Origin of the sequence: Neorhizobium sp. JUb45, assembly GCF_004343585.1 — a bacterium.
GTDB lineage: Bacteria > Pseudomonadota > Alphaproteobacteria > Rhizobiales > Rhizobiaceae > Neorhizobium.
Window position 1 is genome coordinate 373180 of record NZ_SLYW01000003.1, and the last position, 21734, is coordinate 394913.

At 61.4% G+C, this 21734-nt stretch carries 21 protein-coding genes and 1 riboswitch; of the genes, 3 read left to right on the top strand and 18 right to left on the bottom strand.

Annotation, left to right across the window (positions count from 1 at the left end):
* Positions 1 to 91: 91 nt before the first annotated feature.
* From EDF70_RS14335 to EDF70_RS14350, 4 genes are read right to left on the bottom strand one after another with little or no spacing between them, the layout of a single operon-like run.
* Entirely contained in the window at positions 92 to 1072 is a 981-nt protein-coding gene (locus tag EDF70_RS14335) for an ABC transporter permease (RefSeq protein ID WP_132274534.1), read from the bottom strand.
* Between the two features lie 48 nt (positions 1073 to 1120).
* Positions 1121 to 2638, bottom strand: coding sequence for an FGGY family carbohydrate kinase (locus tag EDF70_RS14340; RefSeq protein ID WP_132274537.1), 1518 nt, complete (start codon positions 2636 to 2638; stop codon positions 1121 to 1123).
* 3 nt (positions 2639 to 2641) lie between these two features.
* Complete coding sequence (locus EDF70_RS14345; RefSeq protein ID WP_132274540.1) at positions 2642 to 3598, bottom strand: transketolase C-terminal domain-containing protein; 957 nt, start codon at positions 3596 to 3598, stop codon at positions 2642 to 2644.
* Positions 3598 to 4413 (bottom strand): transketolase, encoded by an 816-nt coding sequence (locus EDF70_RS14350; RefSeq protein WP_207908265.1) that lies wholly within the window; start codon positions 4411 to 4413, stop codon positions 3598 to 3600. Before EDF70_RS14350 ends, EDF70_RS14345 begins: the two co-directional genes overlap by 1 nt.
* A gap of 347 nt (positions 4414 to 4760) precedes the next feature.
* On the opposite strand from EDF70_RS14350, the gene EDF70_RS14355 reads away from it, so the two are divergent.
* The 3 genes from EDF70_RS14355 (at position 4761) to ribB (ending at position 7524) form a co-directional block, all read left to right on the top strand.
* Positions 4761 to 5717 (top strand): sugar-binding transcriptional regulator, encoded by a 957-nt coding sequence (locus EDF70_RS14355; protein WP_132274545.1) that lies wholly within the window; start codon positions 4761 to 4763, stop codon positions 5715 to 5717.
* A 25-nt stretch (positions 5718 to 5742) separates the two neighbouring features.
* Positions 5743 to 6525, top strand: a complete 783-nt coding sequence (locus tag EDF70_RS14360; protein ID WP_132274548.1) for a glucose 1-dehydrogenase — start codon at positions 5743 to 5745, stop codon at positions 6523 to 6525.
* A gap of 98 nt (positions 6526 to 6623) precedes the next feature.
* Positions 6624 to 6769: riboswitch (FMN riboswitch) on the top strand.
* Positions 6770 to 6894: 125 nt separating this feature from the next.
* Positions 6895 to 7524 carry a 3,4-dihydroxy-2-butanone-4-phosphate synthase gene (gene ribB, locus EDF70_RS14365; protein ID WP_132274551.1) on the top strand — a complete coding sequence of 210 codons (630 nt, stop codon included), beginning with the start codon at positions 6895 to 6897 and terminating at the stop codon, positions 7522 to 7524.
* 29 nt (positions 7525 to 7553) lie between these two features.
* On the opposite strand, the gene EDF70_RS14370 is transcribed toward ribB, so the two are convergent.
* From EDF70_RS14370 to EDF70_RS14435, 14 genes are all read right to left on the bottom strand, one after another.
* Entirely contained in the window at positions 7554 to 8471 is a 918-nt protein-coding gene (locus EDF70_RS14370; RefSeq protein ID WP_132274554.1) for a LysR family transcriptional regulator, read from the bottom strand.
* Complete coding sequence (locus EDF70_RS14375) at positions 8468 to 9148, bottom strand: aspartate/glutamate racemase family protein (protein ID WP_132274557.1); 681 nt, start codon at positions 9146 to 9148, stop codon at positions 8468 to 8470. Before EDF70_RS14375 ends, EDF70_RS14370 begins: the two co-directional genes overlap by 4 nt.
* Positions 9145 to 10605 carry a dihydropyrimidinase gene (gene hydA, locus EDF70_RS14380; protein WP_132274560.1) on the bottom strand — a complete coding sequence of 487 codons (1461 nt, stop codon included), beginning with the start codon at positions 10603 to 10605 and terminating at the stop codon, positions 9145 to 9147. Before hydA ends, EDF70_RS14375 begins: the two co-directional genes overlap by 4 nt.
* Before the next feature lie 10 nt (positions 10606 to 10615).
* Positions 10616 to 11542, bottom strand: coding sequence for an N-carbamoyl-D-amino-acid hydrolase (locus EDF70_RS14385; protein WP_132274563.1), 927 nt, complete (start codon positions 11540 to 11542; stop codon positions 10616 to 10618).
* A 22-nt stretch (positions 11543 to 11564) separates the two neighbouring features.
* Positions 11565 to 12230, bottom strand: coding sequence for an amino acid ABC transporter permease (locus EDF70_RS14390; protein ID WP_132274566.1), 666 nt, complete (start codon positions 12228 to 12230; stop codon positions 11565 to 11567).
* Positions 12231 to 12239: 9 nt separating this feature from the next.
* A complete protein-coding gene (locus EDF70_RS14395; protein ID WP_132274569.1) occupies positions 12240 to 12914 on the bottom strand; it encodes an ABC transporter permease subunit in 675 nt (224 codons plus the stop codon).
* Between the two features lie 6 nt (positions 12915 to 12920).
* Complete coding sequence (locus EDF70_RS14400; RefSeq protein WP_281033601.1) at positions 12921 to 13664, bottom strand: amino acid ABC transporter ATP-binding protein; 744 nt, start codon at positions 13662 to 13664, stop codon at positions 12921 to 12923.
* Between the two features lie 65 nt (positions 13665 to 13729).
* The gene (locus EDF70_RS14405; RefSeq protein ID WP_132274571.1) at positions 13730 to 14596 is read right to left on the bottom strand and encodes a transporter substrate-binding domain-containing protein; all 867 of its coding nucleotides are present in this window, start codon (positions 14594 to 14596) and stop codon (positions 13730 to 13732) included.
* 219 nt (positions 14597 to 14815) lie between these two features.
* On the bottom strand, positions 14816 to 15742 hold the full coding sequence (locus tag EDF70_RS14410; RefSeq protein ID WP_132274573.1) for a dihydrodipicolinate synthase family protein: 927 nt from the start codon (positions 15740 to 15742) through the stop codon (positions 14816 to 14818).
* A gap of 109 nt (positions 15743 to 15851) precedes the next feature.
* On the bottom strand, positions 15852 to 17066 hold the full coding sequence (locus EDF70_RS14415; RefSeq protein ID WP_132274576.1) for a Xaa-Pro peptidase family protein: 1215 nt from the start codon (positions 17064 to 17066) through the stop codon (positions 15852 to 15854).
* On the bottom strand, positions 17063 to 18283 hold the full coding sequence (locus tag EDF70_RS14420) for a M20/M25/M40 family metallo-hydrolase (protein WP_132274578.1): 1221 nt from the start codon (positions 18281 to 18283) through the stop codon (positions 17063 to 17065). The genes EDF70_RS14415 and EDF70_RS14420 overlap by 4 nt, the downstream gene beginning before the upstream one ends.
* The gene (locus tag EDF70_RS14425) at positions 18280 to 19974 is read right to left on the bottom strand and encodes an ABC transporter ATP-binding protein (protein ID WP_245519170.1); all 1695 of its coding nucleotides are present in this window, start codon (positions 19972 to 19974) and stop codon (positions 18280 to 18282) included. Before EDF70_RS14425 ends, EDF70_RS14420 begins: the two co-directional genes overlap by 4 nt.
* The gene (locus EDF70_RS14430; RefSeq protein ID WP_132274581.1) at positions 19971 to 20789 is read right to left on the bottom strand and encodes an ABC transporter permease; all 819 of its coding nucleotides are present in this window, start codon (positions 20787 to 20789) and stop codon (positions 19971 to 19973) included. The genes EDF70_RS14425 and EDF70_RS14430 overlap by 4 nt, the downstream gene beginning before the upstream one ends.
* On the bottom strand, positions 20782 to 21732 hold the full coding sequence (locus tag EDF70_RS14435) for an ABC transporter permease (RefSeq protein ID WP_132274583.1): 951 nt from the start codon (positions 21730 to 21732) through the stop codon (positions 20782 to 20784). The genes EDF70_RS14430 and EDF70_RS14435 overlap by 8 nt, the downstream gene beginning before the upstream one ends.
* Positions 21733 to 21734: the final 2 nt, after the last annotated feature.

The following is a 21734-nucleotide window of genomic DNA, read 5'->3' on the forward strand; positions in this document are numbered from 1 at the left end:
CTTCGTCATGTGTTTCCTCCACTGAATTGACGACAATTTGATATGCAGTCCGGGTATGCGAGAACTGGAGAGCACCCTCCTCCGGTGCCGGCTATCTCCTCTTTCTTCCAAGCGTGTCGAAGGTAACGGCGGCGGCGATCACGACACCGATCAGCACCTGCTGAATGAATGGCGAGACACCGAGAAGGTTGAGACCGTTACGCAGGACACCGATGATGAAGACACCGATGACGGTGCCGGAGATCGAGCCGACGCCGCCCGATAGCGACGCACCGCCGATCACGACAGCTGCGATCGTGTCGAGTTCGTAACCGAGGCCGGCGCTGGGCTGGGAGCTGTCGAGACGCGCGGCGAAGGCGACGGCGGCAAGGCCGGCCAGCGCACCGCTCAAGGCGTAAACGACGCAGGTATTGAGATTGACATTGATGCCGGCAAGGCGCGCCACTTCCGGATTACCGCCGATGGCGAACAGGTTACGGCCAGACGGGCGGTATTTGAGGATGATCGCGGCGATGATGGCGAGCACGATGAAGGTGGCAACCGTCAGCGACAGAAAACCGAACTGGCGCACTGTGGCAAGCGAGGTGAACCAGTCGGGATAACCGACGATCTGCTTGCCTTCGGTGAGGATATTGGCAAGGCCGCGGGTGACCGACATGACCGCCAGCGTAGCGATGAAGGCCGGAAGTTTGGCAACGGTGATCAGCAGACCGGAAACCAGACCGCAGATTGCACCGGTGGCGATGCCGACGACAATCGCAAGCTCCAACGGCAGGCCGAGCTGTCGCTGCATGACACCCATCATCATCATCGAAAAGGCCAGCACCGAACCGACCGACAGATCGATACCGCCGATGACGATGACCAGCGTCATGCCGATGGCGAGAATGCCGAGGACCGTGACCTGATCGAGAATGTTCAGTCCGTTTCGGGCCGACAGGAAAAATTCCGAGGTCAGCGAGAAGAAGACGCACAACAGGATGAGGCCGACCAGCGGTCCCGACATCTTCTTCACGAAGGACATGTTGATGCCACCGGTCTTCGGCGTCACCTGTTCCGTGATCTCACTCATATAAACCTCCCTGTCGCGCACTTCTCCTGCCGCGCGATCGTTGAATTCTCAGTAAGTGCCCGAACGATCCGCCTTGCGGGTTTCCGGGCGCTCGTGAACGGACAGGCCGCGAGAGCGCGCCACCATCCGTCTCCATTCCATTCGCAGCCTCTGACGGCTGATGTCGTCCATGCCGGGCGTGAAGACTTTTCCGTCACGCGGCAGGGCTGCAAGATCTTCCAGCGTCCAGATGCCGGCGCCGAGACCTGCCAGATGAGCAGCGCCCATGGCCGACAGCTCGGCGGTTTCAGGACGCACGACGGCCACGCCGGCGAGATCCGTTTCCAGCTGCATCAGCAGCTCGTTTTTGGTCGGGCCGCCATCGACATAAAGCTGATCGACCTTGAGGCCGGAGACCAGCACGCGGTCGAGCACGTCGACGATCTGGTGAGCGATGGAATCCACCGCCGCCCGCGCCACCTGCGCCCGTGAGGTGCCAAGCGCTACGCCGCCGATAATGCCCACCGCATTGGCATCCCAATAGGGAGCTCCGAGGCCGCCAAAGGCCGGCACGATCGTGACGCCATTGCTGTCCGGCACGCTGGCCGAGAGCGTCGCGAGGTCAGCCGTGCTGATGCCCAAAAAGTCCGCCAGCCAGACAAGGGTCGATCCGACCGAGCGGATATTGCCCTCAAAAGCATAGGCGATGTCATCCACCTGCCACGCAATCGTACGGCAGACGCCGAGATCGATCTGGTCGGCCGGAATGGCGCTGTCATAGAGGCCCATGACCGAGGAACCGGTGCCTTGGGTCGCCTTGACCTTGCCCGGCTGGAAAGCACCATGCGCAAACAGGGCGGCGTGGCTGTCGGCAAGGACAGCGGTAACAGGCGTGCCGTCGGCAAGCGGTGCGATGCCGCTCACCTTTGCGAAGTCGTAACGCGACGGCACGATGCGCGGGAGGGAAGCCCGCGGAATATTGAAAAGCGCCAGCAGATCGGCGTCGTAATCACCACGATCGAGATCGACGAGCTGCATACGCGAGGCATTGCCAATTTCGACCACATGGTCTCCGCCGAGGCGGGCGATCAGGTAGCTGTCGATGGTGCCGACGCAGATCTCGCCGGCCTTGGCGCGCGACCGGTCGAGATCGACGCGATCGAGCAACCACTGCGCCTTGACGGCGGAAAACATCGGATCAAGCGGCAGGCCGGTCTTGGCCCGGATCATCCGCTGCGTCGTTTCCGGAACGGCTTCGCACAGTTTCAGCGTGCGCTGGTCCTGCCAGGAAAGAAGCGGCGACAAGGGCTTGGCCGTAGCCCGTTCCCACAACAGGCAGCTTTCGCGCTGGGTGGAAAAGCCGATGGCGACGATATCGCCCGCAACTTCAGGCGATACGGCTTCGCGAATGGCGGCCAGCACGCTTTGCCAGATCTCTTCGGCATCCTGCTCGACCCAGCCCGGCTGGGGCGTCGAGAGGCCGAGCGGATGCTGGCCGCGCGCGACGACCTTGCTGTCGCGATCGACCAGCAGGGCTTTTGTGGAGCCCGTACCCTGATCGATGGCAAGAACGAAAGGGCCAGCCATGGCTCAGCCCACCAGCTTGCGGGCAGCGTCTGCAATGCCCTTGGCGGTCAGGCCAAAATGCTCAAGCAGAAAATCGGTGGAACCGGTCGGCGCAAAGCTGGTGACGCCGAGGAATTTTGCGCGTGCCGGATGGTTTTCAGCAAGCGTGGTGGCGACTGCGGCACCGAGACCGCCTTCGAGCACGCCCTCTTCGGCAATGACAAGACCCTTGGTTTCCTTCGCGGCCTTGATGATGGTTTCGGCATCGAGCGGCTTGATGGTCGAAACGTTCAGAACGCGGGCGGCGATGCCGTCGGCGGCGAGGATTGCCTGCGCTTCCAGCGCGCGGGATACCAGCGTGCCTGTGGCGACGAGCGCGACGTCATTGCCGTCGCCGGTGACATCGATCTTGCCGAAGGTGAAAGCAACATCGCGATCAGCCGGGGTGACGGACGGCACCTTGTGGCGACCAACACGCATGTAGATCGGGCGGCCTGAGGCGACGGCCCAGTCCATGGCGGCCTTGGTCTGCTCCGGGTCGGCAGGCACGAGGACGTCGAGATTGTCGATCGCCCGCATCCAGCTCAAATCCTCGATCGAGTGGTGGGTCGGGCCGAGTTCGCCATAAGCCATGCCGGGGCTCATGGCGCAGAGCACGATACCGTAATTCGAATAGGCAACGTCGGCCTTGACCTGTTCGGTGGCGCGGCCTGACAGGAACGGGCCTGCGGCGCAAACGAACGGAATGAAACCGCCATTGGCGAGACCGGCGGCGACGCCGACCATGTTCTGTTCGGCAATGCCGACATTGATCAGACGATCCGGGAAACGGTCACGGAAGGCATTGAGATTGCTGGAACCGACCGAGTCATTGCAGACGGCAACGATGCGGGGATCGGCCTCGGCGAGAGCGATCAGCTTTTCGGAAAAAGCGACGCGGCAATCGAAGGTTTCGTTGGACACACTGCTATGGGCGTTCATCAGGCAAGTTCCTTCAATGCGAGTTCGACCTGCTCCTTGGACGGCACCTTGTGATGCCATTCGACACGGTCCTCGATGAACGAGACACCCTTGCCCTTGAGCGTGTTGGCGATCACCACCAGCGGCTTGCCATCGCGGTTCTGGGTGAAGGCCTTCAGCAGCGCTGCGGTATCATTGCCATCGATATCGGCAACTTCCCAGCCGAACGACGCCCATTTGTCGCCGAGCGGATCGAGCGAGGCGGTGTCTTCGGTGCGCGCGCCCTGCTGCAGGCGGTTGCGGTCGACGATGACGACCAGATTGTCGAGCTTGCGGTGAGCAGCGGTCATGGCGGCTTCCCAGTTGGAGCCTTCCTGCAATTCGCCATCACCGGTGAAAACGAAAGTCTGCCAGTTCTTGCCCGACAGTTTTGACGCGACGGCCGAGCCGACAGCAATCGGCAGGCCGTGGCCAAGCGGGCCGGTATTGGCCTCGACGCCCTTCACCTTCAGACGGTTGGGGTGACCGTTGAGCTTCGAAAGCGGCTTCATGTAGGTTTCGAGGTCGGCGATCGGGAAAAAGCCGCGCAGTGCCAGAACCGAATAAAGCGCCGCAGCACAGTGGCCCTTTGAAAGAATGAGGCGGTCGCGGCCCGGATCGTCAGCCGTTTCCGGCGAGATGTTGAGAACACCGAAGGCAGCCGTCACCAGAGCATCGGTCACCGACAGGTCACCGCCGATATGACCGGCGCGGGCAATGTCGATCATCTGCACGATGAGGCGGCGGACCTGCTTGGCCACGAGCTTGAGCTGTTCGGCGCGCTCGCCTTCCGGCAGGTCGCGGATCGCCGCAACGTCGAGCGGCTTGTTGTCTGGCCAGACTGAGATGGTCACGGCGTCTCCTCCTGTTTTCTTAAGCGTGAATAATTATTCATGCTTGATTTAATATTCATGATACGGCAGGATTGATCCATGTCAAGCGTGGTTCTGAAAATTCTAAAACGGTCGGGATCGGGAAGCTGGTGCTACGCGATGCTTCCGCGCATGGCTGAAAATCTGCAGTTGCAGCCGGCAATCGCGCGCCGCGCATTCCAATGGCGGCGTTTATTTCCTATGCCTCGGACACGCGTCGGACGGCCCGCTGAGGTTGAGTCTCACGCATTCGAGACAGGAGCCAGCCAGCCATGAGCCGCACCAATGAACTGCGCATGATTACGCGCGTCGCCCAGATGTATCACCTGGAAGGGTTGAAGCAGAGCGACATATCCGAGCTGCTGCGGATATCGCAGGCATCCGTCTCCCGGCTTCTGAAACGCGCCGAGACCGAGGGCATCGTGCGCGTTTCGATCGTCGCCCCCAGCGGCACCTATCCCGATCTCGAATCCGCCATCCGCGAAAAATTCGGCATCAGCGAAGTGATCGTCGCCGATTGCCGCGAGGATAATGACGACGCGGTGTTTTCCGCCATCGGCATCGCTGCCGCCCACCTGCTCGAACAGACGCTGGAAGATGGCGATGTCATCGGCGTCTCCAGCTGGAGCGCGACGCTGCAGCAGATGCTGGACAATATTCACCCGATCAAGCGGGTACGGGCCGAGCGCGTGATCCAGTTGCTCGGCGGCATCGGCGTGCCGAGTGCGCAGATCCACGCAACGCAGCTGACGACGCGACTGGCGCATCTGATCAACGGCGAACCGCAGCTTCTGCCCGCCCCTTGCGTCACCGGATCACCGGAATCGAAACAGATTCTTGTCTCCGATCCACAGGTGAAGGCGACCGTCGACCAGTTCAAGCGCGTCACCACTGCCTTTGTCGGCATCGGCGCCATGTCGCCGTCGCAGAACCTGATCTATTCCGGCAACACCTTTACCCCCTCCGAACTGGAGGAACTGGCCCGCCGTGGCGCTGTCGGTGACATCTGTCTGCGGTTCTACACCGCCGATGGCGAACCCTTGGCGGGCGAAATCTATGAACGCGTCGTCGGCATGACTCTGGAGGAGTTGCAGGCCGTTCCGCGCGTGATCGGCACGGCCGGCGGACAGCGCAAGACGGCGGCGATCGCCGGCGCGCTGCGCGGCAAGCTGATCGACGTTCTCATCACCGACCGCTTCACGGCGGAACGGTTGAGCGAATTCACCTAGAAGCAAACCATTTAAGGGAGGTCCCATGTCACGCTTCACCAACAAGACCGTCGTCATCACCGGCGCAAGCCGCGGTATCGGTGCGGCCATCGCCAGGCGTTTTGCCCGCGAAGGCGCCAATCTCGTCGTTTCCGCCAACGAGGATTCGGTGCATGCCGTCGCGGAAGCGATCAGGACCGATGGCGGCAAAGCGATCTCCTTTGTCGGCGACGTGACGGACAAGGCAAGCGTGGTGGCGCTTTATGACGCGGCCGAGAAGGAATTCGGCGCGGTCGACGTATCGATCCAGAATGCCGGCGTCATCACCATCGCCAAGATCGAGGACATGACCGAAAACGAATGGGACAAGGTCATGGCCGTCAACACCAAGGGCGTGTTCCTGTGCGCCCAGGAAGCCATTGCCCGCATGCGCAAGCATGGCAAGGGTGGCCGCATCATCAACACCGCCTCCGGCCAGGCACGCGACGGTTTTATCTACACACCGCATTACGCGGCATCCAAAATGGGCGTGGTCGGCATCACCCAGAGCCTTGCCAAGGAAGTCGCGATCGACAACATCACCGTCAACGCCTTTTGCCCCGGCATCATCGAGACCGACATGTGGGCCTATAATGATGAAGTCTGGGGCAAGCTGCTCGGCAACTATGCACCGGGCGAGTTGATGAAGGAATGGGTTGAAGGAATCCCGATGAAACGCGCCGGTTCGGGCGAAGATGTCGCCGGTCTCGTAACCTTCCTTGCCAGCGACGATGCCGCTTACATCACCGGCCAGACGATCAATGTCGATGGCGGGCTGATCATGTCCTGACGCTATTTCGAACGGTCCGTTCACCCGGACGGGCCGTTCGAATACGCAAAATGCGAGGTTATGCCCTTGCAATTTGCTAGATTAAGAACTTATGTTTGGAATGTTCTCAGGGCGGGGTGCAATTCCCCACCGGCGGTATCGGAAGCAATTCCGGAGCCCGCGAGCGCCTTCAAGCAATTGAAGGGTCAGCAGATCCGGTGAGATGCCGGAGCCGACGGTATAGTCCGGATGGAAGAGGACAACGCGAAAGACGCCCTTTGCGGGGTGTATGACGCTTGTTCGCCCAAGGGATGTTTGTGCCCGTTTTACTCAAAAAACGGTCGCGAGTTGGATGTCGGTTCGCCGGCATAACCCTTGAAAGGCTTGAAAATGACTATTTCGAAAATTGAAGATGCGATCGAAGCCATTCGCCGTGGTGAAATCGTGGTTGTCGTCGACAACGAGGATCGTGAAAACGAGGGTGACCTTGTGATCGCGGCCGATGCAGCGGATCCAAAAGACATCGCCTTCATGATGAACCATGCCCGCGGCCTGATCTGCGTGGCCATGGAAGGCGAACGTCTCGATGAGCTCGACATTCCGCTGATGGTGGCGCGCAACACCGAGTCGCTGAAGACCGCTTTCACGGTTTCGGTCGACTACATTCCCGGCACCACGACCGGCATTTCCGCCGCCGACCGCTCCGCAACCGTGCGTGCGCTGGCAGCAGGTGACGCCAAGCCGGACGATTTTGCCCGCCCCGGCCATATCTTTCCGCTACGCGCCCACCCGGAAGGCGTTCGCGGTCGTCCGGGCCACACGGAAGCTGCCGTTGAACTGGCGCGTCTTGCCGGCCGCGCCCCTGCCGGCGTGATCTGCGAAGTTGCCAATGACGACGGCACCATGTCGCGCCTGCCGCAGCTGGAAGTTTTTGCTGAAAAGCACGGGCTTCTGGTGGTCACCATCGAAGACATGATCACCTACCTCAACACGACCGCGAAGGTCGACGTTGCCGCCTGATCATCTGCTGGTTTGAAACAAACGCACGGTCATCCGACGAATTCGGTGATCGTGCGTTTCAGTTCCGCAATAAAACCGTGCAGCAACCGCGAACGTGGCACGCCCTTGCGGGTGATCAGAACCGCCGAAACCTCACAGGGCGGTTGAAACGGCAATTGCACCAGACTGTTTGAGAGCTGGTGTGCCGCGCTGTACGGATCGACCACGGCAACACCGATGCCCGACCCGGCCAGCACCGCGGCCGTCGCGCAATAGCGCACCTCCACGCGTGGCATATAACTCTTCTCATCCCGCACGAAGGCATCGCGCAGCATCTGGCCCATGCGCGATTCCGCTTCCAGACCGATAAAACCGTGTTCGCTCAGGTCACCGACAGTGATTTCACCCCGACGCGCCATGGCATGCGCCTTGGGAACGACCGCAACCATATGCGTGCGGGCCAGCACTTCGATATTGACGGACGGGTGACGTTCCAGCGCCAGTCCCAGGCCGATATCGGCGGCCCCGCTCTGGACCGCATCGACCACATGTTCGAGTCGCCGGACATCATAGGCGACGGAGACATCCGGCCGATCCTTCAGGAAACGCGCAAGAGCTGTCGGCCCGATCGTATTGCCGAGCGGCGGCGTCGACATCACCCGCAGGCGGCCGGATGTGCCATGCCGGATGGAACGGGCGCGTGCCGAAAAATTGCGCAGCATGCTGAAGACGGGCCGCACGTCCTCGAACAGAAGCAGGGCTTCTTCGGTCGGCTCCAGCCGACGGTGCAGCCGCTCGAACAGGGTCACTCCAAGCTGGGTTTCCAGCTGGCGGATGCCGTTCGACACCGCCGGCTGCGAAATGCCGAGCTGTTCAGCCGCTTCCACCGTCGTCTCGCAGCGCATCATCGCCCCAAAGATTTCGAGGAGGCGCAGGGAGATTTCAGGCTTCTGTTCGGGTTCGCTCATGGTGTTCGCGATAACAGCCCGCCGAGTGCCATGGCAACGGCTGCCTGCGTCGGGTCGATGACGCGGATGCCGAGTTCATCTTCCAGCCGCTGACGATGGCCGGACATGCCGGCGCAACCGAGCACCACCGCCCCTGCCCTCATCTGCCTCAGTTTCGTTCCGGCCTTCAGAAGCGCCGCGTAACTTTCCTCGCCATGACCGCTATCGGCCACGCTGATCGAACCTTCCAGCGCCACTTCACCGGCCAGACGGCCATCGACACCAAGCCGGCGCAGATTGCGCAAATGCCGAGGGATGGAACCCTCGGCGACGGCGATGACACCGAACAGGTCGGCGAGCGCGAGCGCGCTCAGCACACCGGCATCCTGAATACCGTAGACAGGTTTCGTGGTGATCGACCGGGCCAGATCGAGGCCTGGCTGCGAATAACAGGCCAGCACATAGGCCGACGCATCCGGTCGGCTTTCGATGAGGTCTGCGGTGTTGAGCGCCGCCTCATCGACATGGCGCTGGGTGACGACACCGGGCGGGCCGTGTTCGATCGTCACGCATTCGATCACCGGGCCACCGGGAAACTGCATGCCGGCAACCGCCTCGCGCAGACCTTCGGTGACGTTTTCCGAACTGTTGGGATTGATGACAAGGATGGGGCCAAAAGCGCTCATGGGTTTGCTCATGGGGCAATCTCCGCGCCAAAATTCTGCGCCGGGTCGAATTCCTTGGCGCGGTAACCGGGTTTACCGGTGAGATCGACCGGCTTGCGGGCGACGAAACGACCGCGGCCACGCTGCGCCTTCAGTTCACCATTCTCGACGATGACATCGCCGCGGTTCATGGTGAGAACCGGCCAGCCCTGTATCTCCATGCCTTCGAACGGCGTGTAATCCATGTTGTCGTGCTGGTCGGCCAGTGTCGCGGTGCGACGAGCCTCCGGGTCCCAGATGGCGATATCGGCATCGAAACCGGGGGCGATCGTGCCCTTTTTCGCCATGCCAAAAGTTTTGGCCGCATTGGTGCTGGAGAGTGCCACGAACTGTTGTAGCGTGATGCGGCCTTTGCCGACGCCCTCGGAGAACAGATAGGGCAGCCGCATGGCGATGCCGGGCATGCCATTGGCGATCTTTGGATAAGGGGCATCCACGCCATTGGCGAACTTGCCGCTGGCATCAAAACGGTAAGGCGCATGATCCGACGACACGCTTTCGAACGTGCCGGACTGCACATGCCGCCACAAAGCCCCCTGCGTTGCCGCATCGCGCACCGGCGGCGAGCAGATAAACTTTGCGCCTTCCATACCCGGCCGGTCGAGATCGTTGCGGGTCAGCGCCAGATATTGCGGGCAGGTTTCGGCAAACAGTTTTGTGCCGGCGAGCTTTTCCCGCTGCACGATGGCGGCACCACCCGCCGTCGAGACATGCACGATGAACAGCGCCGCATCGACCAGCTTGGCAAGCGAAACGGCACGGTTGATCGCCTCTTCCTCCGCCAGTTCCGGGCGGCTGACCGCATGGTATTTCGGCGCCGTCAGGCCGGCTGCGGCAAAACGCTTGTTCATCCATTTGACCATGTCGTTGTTTTCGGCATGGACCATGGTGAGCGCGCCATGGGTTTTAGCGACCGTCAGGATATCGAGCATGCCGCCATCGCCGATATTCATCAGGTCATAGGTCATGAACACCTTGAACGAGGTGATGCCGCGCGCAAACACGCCCGGCAGCTCCTCGAGCACGGAAACCGAGGGATCCGAGATGATCAGGTGGTAGGAATAGTCGAGCACCGAATTGGGTGCCGCACGCCCGTCATAGGTGGAGATCACGTCGGCGATCGACTGCCCGCGATGCTGGGCGGCAAACGGGATGAACGAGGAATTGCCGCCGAAGGCGGCAGAGACCGAACCCGAATAATAGTCGTCGGCGGTCATCAGGCCGGTCGAGCTTTCCTGGGCGATATGCGCATGCGCTTCGATACCGCCCGGCATGACCAGCTTGCCGCCCGCATCGATACGGCGCGCGCCACCGGTGATCTTTTCCGCGATCGCGGCGATCCGGCCATCGGTGATGCCGATATCGGCGTCGAACACATCCGATGCGGTGACAACGCGGCCACCATGGATGACGGTATCGAATTCGCTCATGGCATTCTCCTTACACTTCGACGATCACACCGGTCTGCGAGGTGATACGCCCATAGTGTTCGATACGACGATGGCGCTCGAAATCGAAGATCGTCTTTTTGCCAAAGGCGCATTTTTCGAAATCGCATTCGGCGATGATCAACTCGTCCTCTTCGGTCACGGCGCGCGCCAGAACGAAACCGTCCGGATCGACGATGATCGAGCCGCCCATCAGCGGATGGCCATCCTCGTTGCCGGCCTTGGCGATGCCGACCACATAGGTCGAGTTCTGATAGGCACCGGCCTGCAGCGACAGGTCGGAATGGAACAGACGTTTTTCCAGCCCCTCGGCATTCATCTGGCTGTTCACCGACGGCGTATTGTAACCGATCGTCACCAGTTCCACGCCCTGCAACCCCAGCACGCGAAACGTTTCCGGCCAGCGGCGGTCGTTGCAGATGGCCATGCCCATGATGACGCCTTCGTTGCGCCAGACATTAAAGCCGAGATCGCCCGGTTCGAAATAGCGCTTTTCCAGATGCTGGAAGGCCCGTTCGGTATCGTATTCGGAATGGCCGGGCAGATGCACCTTGCGGTATTTACCGACGATATTGGCCTGGCGGTCGGTGACGATGGACGTGTTGTAATAATGGCCGTCCGGCGTCTTTTCGGCGTAACCGAAGGTGATGGCGATGTTGAGTGCGCGGGCGCGGTCGAACAGCGGCTGGGTGGCGGCGTTCGGCATTTCCGTTTCGAACCAGAAATCGATCTCCGCCTGATCTTCCATATACCAGCGCGGGAAGAAGGTGGTGAGCGCCAGTTCGGGATAGACGACCATGTCGGCGCCCTTGGACGCGGCCTCGTCGAGCAGCACGATCATGCGCGCAACGACGCTTTCGCGGCTCTCAGCCTTCTGGATGGCGCCGAGCTGGGCGCCTGCGATTTTCATGACGGTCATGGCAAAAATCCTTTCGAGACGATCAGGCGGCGAGACGCCGCTGGAAATGGCTGACGAGGCGCACCAGCGGCCACAACAGCACAAGATAAAACAGCGCCGCCAGCACCAGCGGCGAGGCATTATAGGTGACGGAACGGGCCATATCGGCGCTGTAAAGCAGTTCCGACAGCGAGATGACCGAGGCAAGCGAGGTGAGCTTGACCACCTCCACGGTGTTTGACAGCAGGTCAGGCAGGACATTGCGCACCGCCTGCGGCAACACGACATGGATCAGCGACTGGGTGCGGCTGAGGCCGGTCGACGCGGCCGCCTCCCACTGCCCCTTGGCAACCGAGATCAAACCGGCGCGATAAACCTCCGCATAATAGGAGGAATTGTTGAGCAGGAAGGCGATGACGACGGCGGTGAACGGCGACACCTTGATTCCGGCAAACGGCAGGCCGGAATAGATAAAGATCAGCAACACCAACGGCGGCAGCGCGCGAAAGACATCCGTATAGACGATGGTCGGCCAGCGCACCCAGCGGCGCGGTGAGAGGTTTCCAAGCGCCACGAAAAGACCGCCGACAAGACCAAGCAGGATGACCGCGACGCACAGCTGCAGCGTCATCCACGCGCCTTTCAGCAGCAGCGGAAATGCCTTCTGCATGATGGCGAGGTTGAAGAACTGGTCGAGGAAAATGTCCATGTCCGGCTCCTATCGCTTTTTCCAGGCGGTGCGGTTTTCCAGCCAGCGGGCAAACACCACCATCGGCATGAAGATCGCCAGATAGGCGATGACCGATAGGGTGAGCGGCGTGGCGCTGCCGGAAAAGCTCTGCGCCGTGGTGGAGGCGGAGAGGATCTCGACCACACCGATGGCCGAGCCGAGCGCCGTCATCTTGGTGATGGCCAGCACGCGGTTGACGAGCGGCGGCATGGCGAGCCGGACCGCCTGCGGCAGCGCCACATAAACCAGCGTGCGGGTAAAACCGAGCCCGGTGGCGATGCCGGCCTCCCACTGGCCCTTTTCCACCGAGGAAAAACCTGCCCAGAAAATCTCCTCGGCAAAGGCGGCGAGCGTCAAGGAAAGCACGATGAACAGTACCATCGAACCGGACAGGCGGATGCCGATCGACGGAAAGCCGAAATAGAGGATGAGGATCAACACCAGCGGCGGCAGGGCGCGAAAAATATCGGCGTAGCAGATGATAAAGAAATTCGGGATCTTGCGGCGATAGGCGCGCAGGCAGGCCAGCCCGAGACCGAGCGCGATACCGGCAACGATGACGGCGGCGGCAATGACCAGCGTCACGCCCATGCCGGCGATGACATCAGGCGCGTATTTCGCCATCACCACCGGATTGAAGAAGGTTTCGAGAAAACGATCCATGCCGTCTCAGCCCGAAACGCGCGACAGGAAGGCGCGGGTGCGATCCGCCTTGGGCGAACCAAAGATTTCGTCGGGCGTGCCCTCCTCGACGATGACGCCACCATCCATGAACACGACCCGATCCGCCGTCTCGCGGGCAAAGGCCATTTCGTGGCTGACGACAAGCATCGTCATGCCCTTGGCCTTGAGGTCCTTCATCACCTTGAGGACGGAGCCGACCAGTTCGGGATCGAGCGCGGAGGTGGGTTCGTCGAACAGCATGACTTTTGGATCGAGCGCGAGTGCGCGGGCGATCGCCACGCGCTGCTGCTGGCCGCCCGACAGTTCCGCCGGATAGGCATCCGCCTTATGGGCAAGGCCGACCCGTTCGAGCATGTCCATGGCGCGCGCGTCGGCTTCCACCTTGCTGCGTTTCAGCGCCTTGCGCTGCGCCAGTGTGACGTTTTTCAGCACACTCATATGCGGATAGAGGTGAAACCCCTGAAACACCATGCCGACCTGCAGGCGCATGCGCGCGAGGTCGCTGCTGGTGCCACCCATGATATTGCGGCCATCGAGGATGATGTCGCCGGATGTCGGTTCCTCGAGCCGGTTGCAACAGCGCAGCATCGTGCTTTTGCCGGAACCGGATGGACCGATGACGAAGACGAGTTCGCCTTCGGCGACCTTGAGATCGATCTGCTTGAGGATGGTGTTGGCACCGAAACGCTTTTCGAGCGCGGCGATTTCCAGCATCGGGCGATTGGCCATGCGGCTACTCCGTCGGGCAATGGCGGACAGGCGGGCGGGAGGCGCCCGCCTGTCCGCGACGCGCGTTACTTCAGGTTATCGCAGGATGCCTTGTGGTCATCCTCGACATAACCGTCGAAGCCCGGCGTGCCAAAACCCTTGGTGGGCGTTACGATGGTAGTGCCGGCAACCGGGACGACGCCGAACCATTTTTCCGAGAGTTTTGCCATCGAGCCATCGAGCTTCAGGCATTCCATCGCCTTCTCGACGAGATCGCGATTGGCTTCATCACCCTTGCGGAACGGAAAAGCCCAGACCATGCCGGTGGCATATTCATAGGACAGTTTCAGGCGCGCGTTCTGCTTGACTGCCCAGGCGGCTACCGTGTTGCCGGCAAGGTTCGCATCGGCACGGCCAGCCATGACGGCGGCGACGGCATCCGAATTGGTGCCGTAGCTTTCAACCTTCCAGCCGAACTCCTTTTCCTTCTCGCGCAGAAAGCTGTCATAGGCGGAGCCCTTGTTGACGGCGATCGTCTTGCCCTTGAAGTCTTCCAGCGACTTGAAGTCCGGCGCATTGGCCGGAACCACGAAGCTGAAATTGGTATCCATAAAACCTTCGGTGAAGAGAAGGCTGGCGGAACGCTCCTTGTTGACCGTTACCGGAGCGGCAAGAAAGTCATAAGTGCTGGCCTGCAGGGCCGGTATAAGGCTGGAAAACTGCGCGCTGGTCAGTTCCACCTTCTTGCCGAGACGGTCGCCGATGAGATTGATCAGATCGACATTGAAGCCTTCAATCTTGCCGTCGAGCGTCGGCATGGCATGCGGGGCAAACGTGCCGTCGATCGCGGTCTTGATCGTATCGCCGATCGCGAAGGCCGGGCTGGAGAGGATAGAACTACAGGCAATAAGGGTCGTTAGGCCGGCAAGACCGGCCTTGATCATGGGGTTCATCGATGTTCTCCTACTGGCGGTTCCGGGCCTTTTGCGACCCTGTTATCCGAGCAGTGTTCCACCGCGATTGCCGCACCGCAATATAATAAATGATAATAATCGGATTAGAATTATACGATTTCCAAATACGAACTTCCGCTGACGGTGGAATTGGAAAAAGTGCGGCCGCGCTTTGTCAGCGCGGCCGCAAATTCGCAAGTCTATGGGTGGGTTTTACCCTCAGATGGCGGCGCGCTTGTCGTGTTTCGCGACGCGCGACAGAAGGTAATCCACTTCGGCGCGGGCGGCGGGCGTCAGCATCTGCGCCGGCTTGCGCTGCGCGTCCGAAGCGATGACACCACGGCGCTTGAGAACATGCTTGCGCACGGCAAGGCCAACACCGAGCTGCTGCTCATACCGGATCAGCGGCAGGTGGGCATCGAACAGGTCATGCGCCTCGTCGCGCTTGCCTTCAGCAAACAGCGAGACCAGTTCGGTCAGCATATCGGGGAAACCGTAACCGGTCATGGCGCCGTCCGCGCCGCGCTCCGGTTCGAAATCCATGAACATGCCGCCATTGCCGCAGAGGATGGAGAACGGCCGCAATTCGCCCGATTTCTGCATGGCGCGCAGTTTGGAGATCTTTTCCAGACCCGGCCAGTCTTCGTGCTTCAGCATTAGGCAGGAGGGATGGTTGCTGATGACCTTTGCGATGACGCCGGGCGAGATGACGACACTCAGCGTCAGCGGATAATCCTGCAGTACCCACGGCACGTCGTCGCCGATGGCTTCGACGGCGCCGGCAAAATAATTGATGATCTGGTCGTCCGTGCGAAGCGCCGGTGTCGGCGCGATCATGACGCCTGCCGCGCCCATATCCATCGAGGTGCGGGCAAGCGATTTCATGCCGGCAAAACCGGGGGCGGAGACACCGACGATGACCGGCACCTTGGCGCGCGCAATGACGCGCTTGATGATCGCCCGGCTTTCCTCCGGCTCCAGTTTCGGCGCCTCGCCCATGATACCGAGGATGGTGATGCCGGTGCAGCCGCTGTCCTGATAGAAGTCGGTGAGGCTGTCGACGGAGTTGAAGTCAATCGCCCCGTCCTCAAGGAATGGGGTTGCGGCAATCGCGTAGACGCCCTTGGATTCGACGCTGAATGTCATGCTGGTTCTCTCAACAGTTGGCAGGCCGGCGACGGGAGACCGACTCCCTGCGCACGCCGGCGATTAGACGTTGGCTTGCAGGCCGCCGTCAATACGGATGACCGGGTGTTCAGCAGCGATAGAGTTCGACCGGCAGATCGCTGAACACTTCGGGTGCGCCATCAGTGATGGCAAAGGTCTGGCCGACACCGGCCGTCAGACCGGTTTCCGCATCCGGGATCATGATGTGGACGAAAAACACCATGCCCGGCGTCATGATCAGCGGATTGCCGGAATAGATCATCGGCGGCACATCCATCCATGTGGGCTTGAAGGTGCAGCCGAGCGCATAACCGCAGGCGGCATAACGTGCCTTGGCAAAACCGGCACCATCCAGCACACGGCGATGGATATCGTCGAGCGTGCCGAGCGGCACCCCTGCCCTTGCTGCATCCTTGATCTGGTCAAGCGCGTCCTTGGCGACATTCAGCATGTCGATCTGGCGTAGATCGGGTTTGCCCGTCACCAGCGTGTGTTCGACGACGACATGATAACGGCAATGCGAACCGGCGAGTTCGACAAGGATCTGGTCCTGCTCCTCGATCAGGCGCGGGCCACCGATGCCGCGACCGTAAAGCGCGCGCGATCCCGAATTGACGAGCGGGCCGCCGGACGGGATATCGCCGCCGCCCGCGAGCATCGAGGTCAAGGCAGCACCGCTCAGGACAGTATCGGGAATGCCGGGCCGGGTGACATCGATCGCCGCCTTTACGGCGGCATCGGCAAGCTTGCCAGCCATGCGTACATGCTGCAGTTCTGCCGCCGATTTCACCAGCCGGCCGGTGCGCACGATATCGGATGCGTCTTCGGTGACGCAAAAACCGTCCAGCGCCTTGTCGACCATGCGGGCATTGGCGCCGGTCAGGCCATAAGTGGCATATTCGACGCCGACCTTTTTGCCCTTCAGACCCTTCTCCGCCATGATGGCACGCAGGTCCTCAGCCGGGTTGGCATCCTCGGCATTCAGCCAGACGCGAACATCATCGTAAAGCGAGGCGACATTGGCCTGCCGCAGATCCGGTGTGCGGGTGAGCATCACGGTCTTGCTATCGTCATCGGCCAGAACAAGGCCGACCTGGAAGAAGACATAACCGGCGGTATCGTAACTCGTCAGCCAGTAATGGCTTTCCTGCGCGAACACGACGAGCGCATCCAGCCCGCGTTCCCTCATGCGGCGGCGGGTGGCGGCCAAACGGCCGGCAAATTCCGCCTGCTTGAATTTCAGGAGAACCTTGCGGCCATCCGGCGTCATGCCGGCAAATTCCTGGGGAACATACATCGTCATGCGACCTCGCAGATGTCGGTCATGGTAATGAGATAGATGCGGATCATGTCGAGGTAATCGACGATATCGACACGTTCGTCAGGCATGGTGTTGTAGCGGCCGCCCGGCCCGCAGACGACACCTTCCATGCCGCCTTCGGCCCAGAGATGACCGGCATCGGTGCCGAAATAGGCCGGCGGGGCGATGGCACCGGTCGGCTGTTTTTCGCCGCGCACCGCCTCGTAGGCGGCATTGATCGCCGTGACGATGCGAGCGTTCTTGTCGACCGCGAAGGCCGGCATGGTCGGCTGATCATCTTTCGTTTCGGCAGACACCTTTGCCTTCAGGCCCGGATGACGCGCGCAAAGCCCATCGAGCACCTTCTGGATATCGGCAAGCGCGTTTTCTCTGGCCTGGCCCGGCCCATACCGGCCCGAACCCTTCAGCCGCACGAAATCCGCCACCTGCGGCGGGCGCCATTCATGCAGATCGCGGCCAAGCGCACCGTGCATGACGCCAACATGCACGCGATTGACCGATTTGTGCTCCTCGGTCGGCGCATCCGAAAACGTCATGTCGCTGAGTTCGGGGATCAGCTCGCAGGCGGCGCGGATGGCATCGACGGCCGCCTCGCGCTTGGAGAGATGGCGGGTGACGCCCTCGATCTCGATGATTAAGGTGAAGGCCGCTGCATGCATGGTGATGGCCTGCAGGTCGGACGGTTCCGAGTTGATGAAATAGTCGGCGCGGGTGCCGGCGCGTACCGCCTGCAGCGTGCCGATACCGCCCTGCAATTCACCGATCACATAGGTGAGGATGACATCGCCCTTCAAGCGGATGCCGTTGTCGATCAGCGTCTTGACGGCGCAAAGCGAGGAAGCATCGCCGGCCTTCATGTTGGAGACGCCGATGCCGTAGATGAAATCATCATCGACAACACCACCCCAGGGATCGACGGTCCAGCCTTCGGTGGCCGGATTGGTATCGAGATGGCCATTGAACAACAGGCTCTTGCCACCGCCGGTGCCGCGCCAGATGCCGATCGCATTCACACGATCGCCAACCACCGGCTGGAGTTCGACTTCCAGCCCCATGGCGCGCATGATATCGGCCATGTGTTCGGCCAGCACGCGCTCGCCGGGCGTTTCCGAATAGCTCTTGTGCCGCACCATGTCGGCGAGAATGTCGAGGCAGGCCTTTTGGTCGATCCGGCCGGCGAGTTCCACGGCATTTGTCATCGGGCACTTCCTTCCATCATATCTTGCGACTGCTCGGCAGCGGCGTGAACCGGAACGGCGTCCAGCAGGGCCTTGGTATAGGGATCACGATCATCCGAACGGGCATCCGGACCATCGAAGAAATCGACCAGCGCACCGTGATGCATGACGGCGATGCGATGCGCGAGCTGGCGGATGAGGTTGAGATCGTGGGTGATGAAGACGCAGGCCGTGCCGGTATCCTTCTGCAGCTTGACCAGAAGCTCGGCCACCGCCGCCTGAACCGACACATCGAGCGCCGCCGTCACCTCGTCGCAGATGACGAGATCCGGTTCGGCGGCAAAGGCGCGGGCAATCGCCACACGCTGCTTTTCACCGCCGGAAAGCTGATGCGGGTGACGTTTGGCATAATCGGCAGGCAGGCGCACCATTTCCAGCAGATCGGCGACCCGTGCCGCGACCTTGTCGGCCGGTACGATGCCATAGAGCTTTAGCGGCCGACCGATGATGGTGCCGATCGTCTGGCGCGGATTGAGCGAGGCATCCGGGTGCTGGAAGACCAGCTGCACCCGGCGGCGATAGGCGCGGTCGATATCCTTGCGGCTGGCAAAGGTCTTGCCATCGAACTGAAGCTTGCCGTCAAATTCCTGAAGGCCTGCCAGCACCTTGGCGATGGTCGATTTGCCGGAGCCGCTTTCGCCCACGACACCGAGCAACTCGCCCTTGCGGACGTCCATGCTGACGTTTTTCGCACCCCAGAAACCGGCCTTTTCGGCTTCCTTCGGCTGAAAAATTTTCTGCAGCATGGTCGGGGCATTGTAATGCACGCCGATCGTCTCGAGGCTGATCAGCGGTTCCGGATTGACCGGCGCGTCGATGCCGATCCAGCGGTCGGGATTGGGCACGGCGCCGATCAGCTGGCGAGTATAATCGGCCTTGGGGCGACGGAACACATCGTCCACCTTGCCGCTTTCGACGATGACCCCCTTGTGCAGGACCGAGACCTCATCGACCACGCGCGACACCAGCCCGAGATCATGGGAGATGTAGAGCGCCGAGACATTGGTTTCCTCGCGCAACTGGTTGAACAGATCGAGGATCTGGCGGGCGGTCAAAATATCGAGCGCTGTGGTCGGCTCATCGAAAATGATCAGTTCCGGTTCGCAGGCAAAGGCCGTGGCGATGACCACGCGCTGCTTTTCGCCGCCCGATGCCTCATGCGGATAACGCTGCAGCATGTCCTTTGGGTGGGTGATGCCGGTGCGGGCAAGGGCTGCTTCGGCCTCCTGCATGGCCTCGACCTTGGTAAGACCACGATGCCGCATCAGCACCTCGGCAATCTGTTCGCCGAGACGGATGGTCGGATTGAGCGATGTCGATGGGTCCTGAAACACCATGGCCATGCGACGGCCGCGGATATCCAGCATCTGGCGTGGCGTATAGTCGAGGATTTCCTCGCCGGCGAGACGGATCGCACCCGCCGTTTCCACCGCGTTCGGCGGCAGATAACGCATGATCGACCAGGCCATCGACGATTTGCCGGAACCGGATTCGCCGACGAGACCGACCGTCTGTCCCTTGGCGATGGTGAGATCGATATTTTTCAGCGCCGAGACGATGCCATCCGCTGTGCGATAGGACAGCGAATAGTTACGGATCGCCAGCGCGGCTTTGGTGGTTTCGGTCACGGCCGGAGTGAGCGGGGAGGTCAATGGCTTCTCCGGGGATCGAGGGCATCGCGCAGGGCATCGCCGAACAGGTTGAAACCGAGCGCCGCCATGGCGATCGACAGGCCGGGAATGGCCACGCACCAGGGATTGCGGAACATGAACTGCCGCGCTTCGGCGACCATCAGCCCCCATTCGGTGCTGGGCGGCTGGGCGCCGAGGCCAAGGAAGCCGAGCGTTGCGCCGATCATGATGGCGAAGGACACGCGGATGGTGGCCTCGACGACGATCGGGCTCAGCGCATTGGGAAGCACTTCGCAGCCGACGATGTAAAAGCCGCTTTCGCCGCGGGCGATGGCGGCGCGGACATAATCGCGGGTACGTACAGAGAGGACGGCGCTGCGGGCGATACGCGCCATGCCGGGCGTGAACGCGACGGCGACGGCGAGAAGCGCATGCTCCATGCCGCCCCCCAGCATGGTGACGATCAGAAGCGTGAAGAGCAGATCCGGCACGGCCAGAAGACCATCGAGAATCCGCATGATGGTACTGTCGACCCAGCCACCGGACACGCCGGCAATCACGCCGATGACCGAACCGACACCGACGCCAAGCGCCGTTGCAAACACACCGAAGGCGACGGTCGAAGGCGCTCCATTGAGAACGCGAGAGAGGAGATCACGGCCGAACTGGTCGGTACCAAGCCAATGCGCGGCGGACGGCCCCTGCAGACGCGCGATCGGGTGAAAGGTCTGCGGATCGTAAGGGGCGAGCCACGGCCCGAAAAGGGCGGCGGTCAGCACGATCACCAGAAGGGTCGTGCCAACCACCGCAGTCGGGGAACTGAAGAAATCACGCATAACGAACCCTCGGATCGAGCATGGCGATGACGATGTCCGAGACGAGATTGGACAGCGCATAAACGGCGGCCAGAAGCAGCGTGACGGCCTGGATGACCGGAAGATCGCGGTTTTCCAGCGCATACATCAGCAGGCGACCAAGCCCCGGCCAGGCAAAGATTTCCTCGACGACGATGATGCCGCCGAGCAGGTAACCGATATCCAGCGAGATGACGGCCACGGCCGGCGCCAAAGAATTGGGCAGCGCATGGCGACGGATGACGCGGCGTTCGGTCAAACCCTTCAGGCGCGCGGCGCGGACGTAATCGGAGGACAGCACTTCGGCCATTTCCGAGCGGACCTGCCGGGAGATATGCGCGAGCAGAATGAGGCCGAGCGTGAATGCCGGAAGCGCCACGTGATAGGCAAAGCCCGACATGTTCTCCCAGGGCGCAACAAAACCGCCGGCCGGGAAAATTCCGGAATTCGGGGCAGCGAGAAACACCAGAAGCAGCGTCGCGGTAACGAATTCAGGCAAGGCCGTACCGAGATAGCTGAACAGGCCGATCGCCAGATCGACGGCGGTGCCGCGTTTGAGGGCGGCGAGCGCCCCCAAGGGGATGGCGATGACCGTGACCGCGACGAGCGCGGTCACGCCAAGCAGAGCCGAGTTGAGAAAGGCCTCGCCGACAACGTCGGACACCGGTAGGGACAGACGCAACGAGGTGCCCAGATCGCCGCGCAGGATGCCGGCGACCCAGTTGAAATATTGCATGTACCAGGGCTGATCGAGGTTCAATTGCCGCTCGAGTGCCGCAACCGCATCCGGGGTGGCATATTCCCCCAGGATCATGATGGCGGCATTGCCGGGTAGAACCGTCGTGATCGCAAAGACCGCGAAGGTGACGATGGCCAGCACCAGGAAGATGGCGAGCAATCGCCTGATCAGATAACCCCTGGTCATGG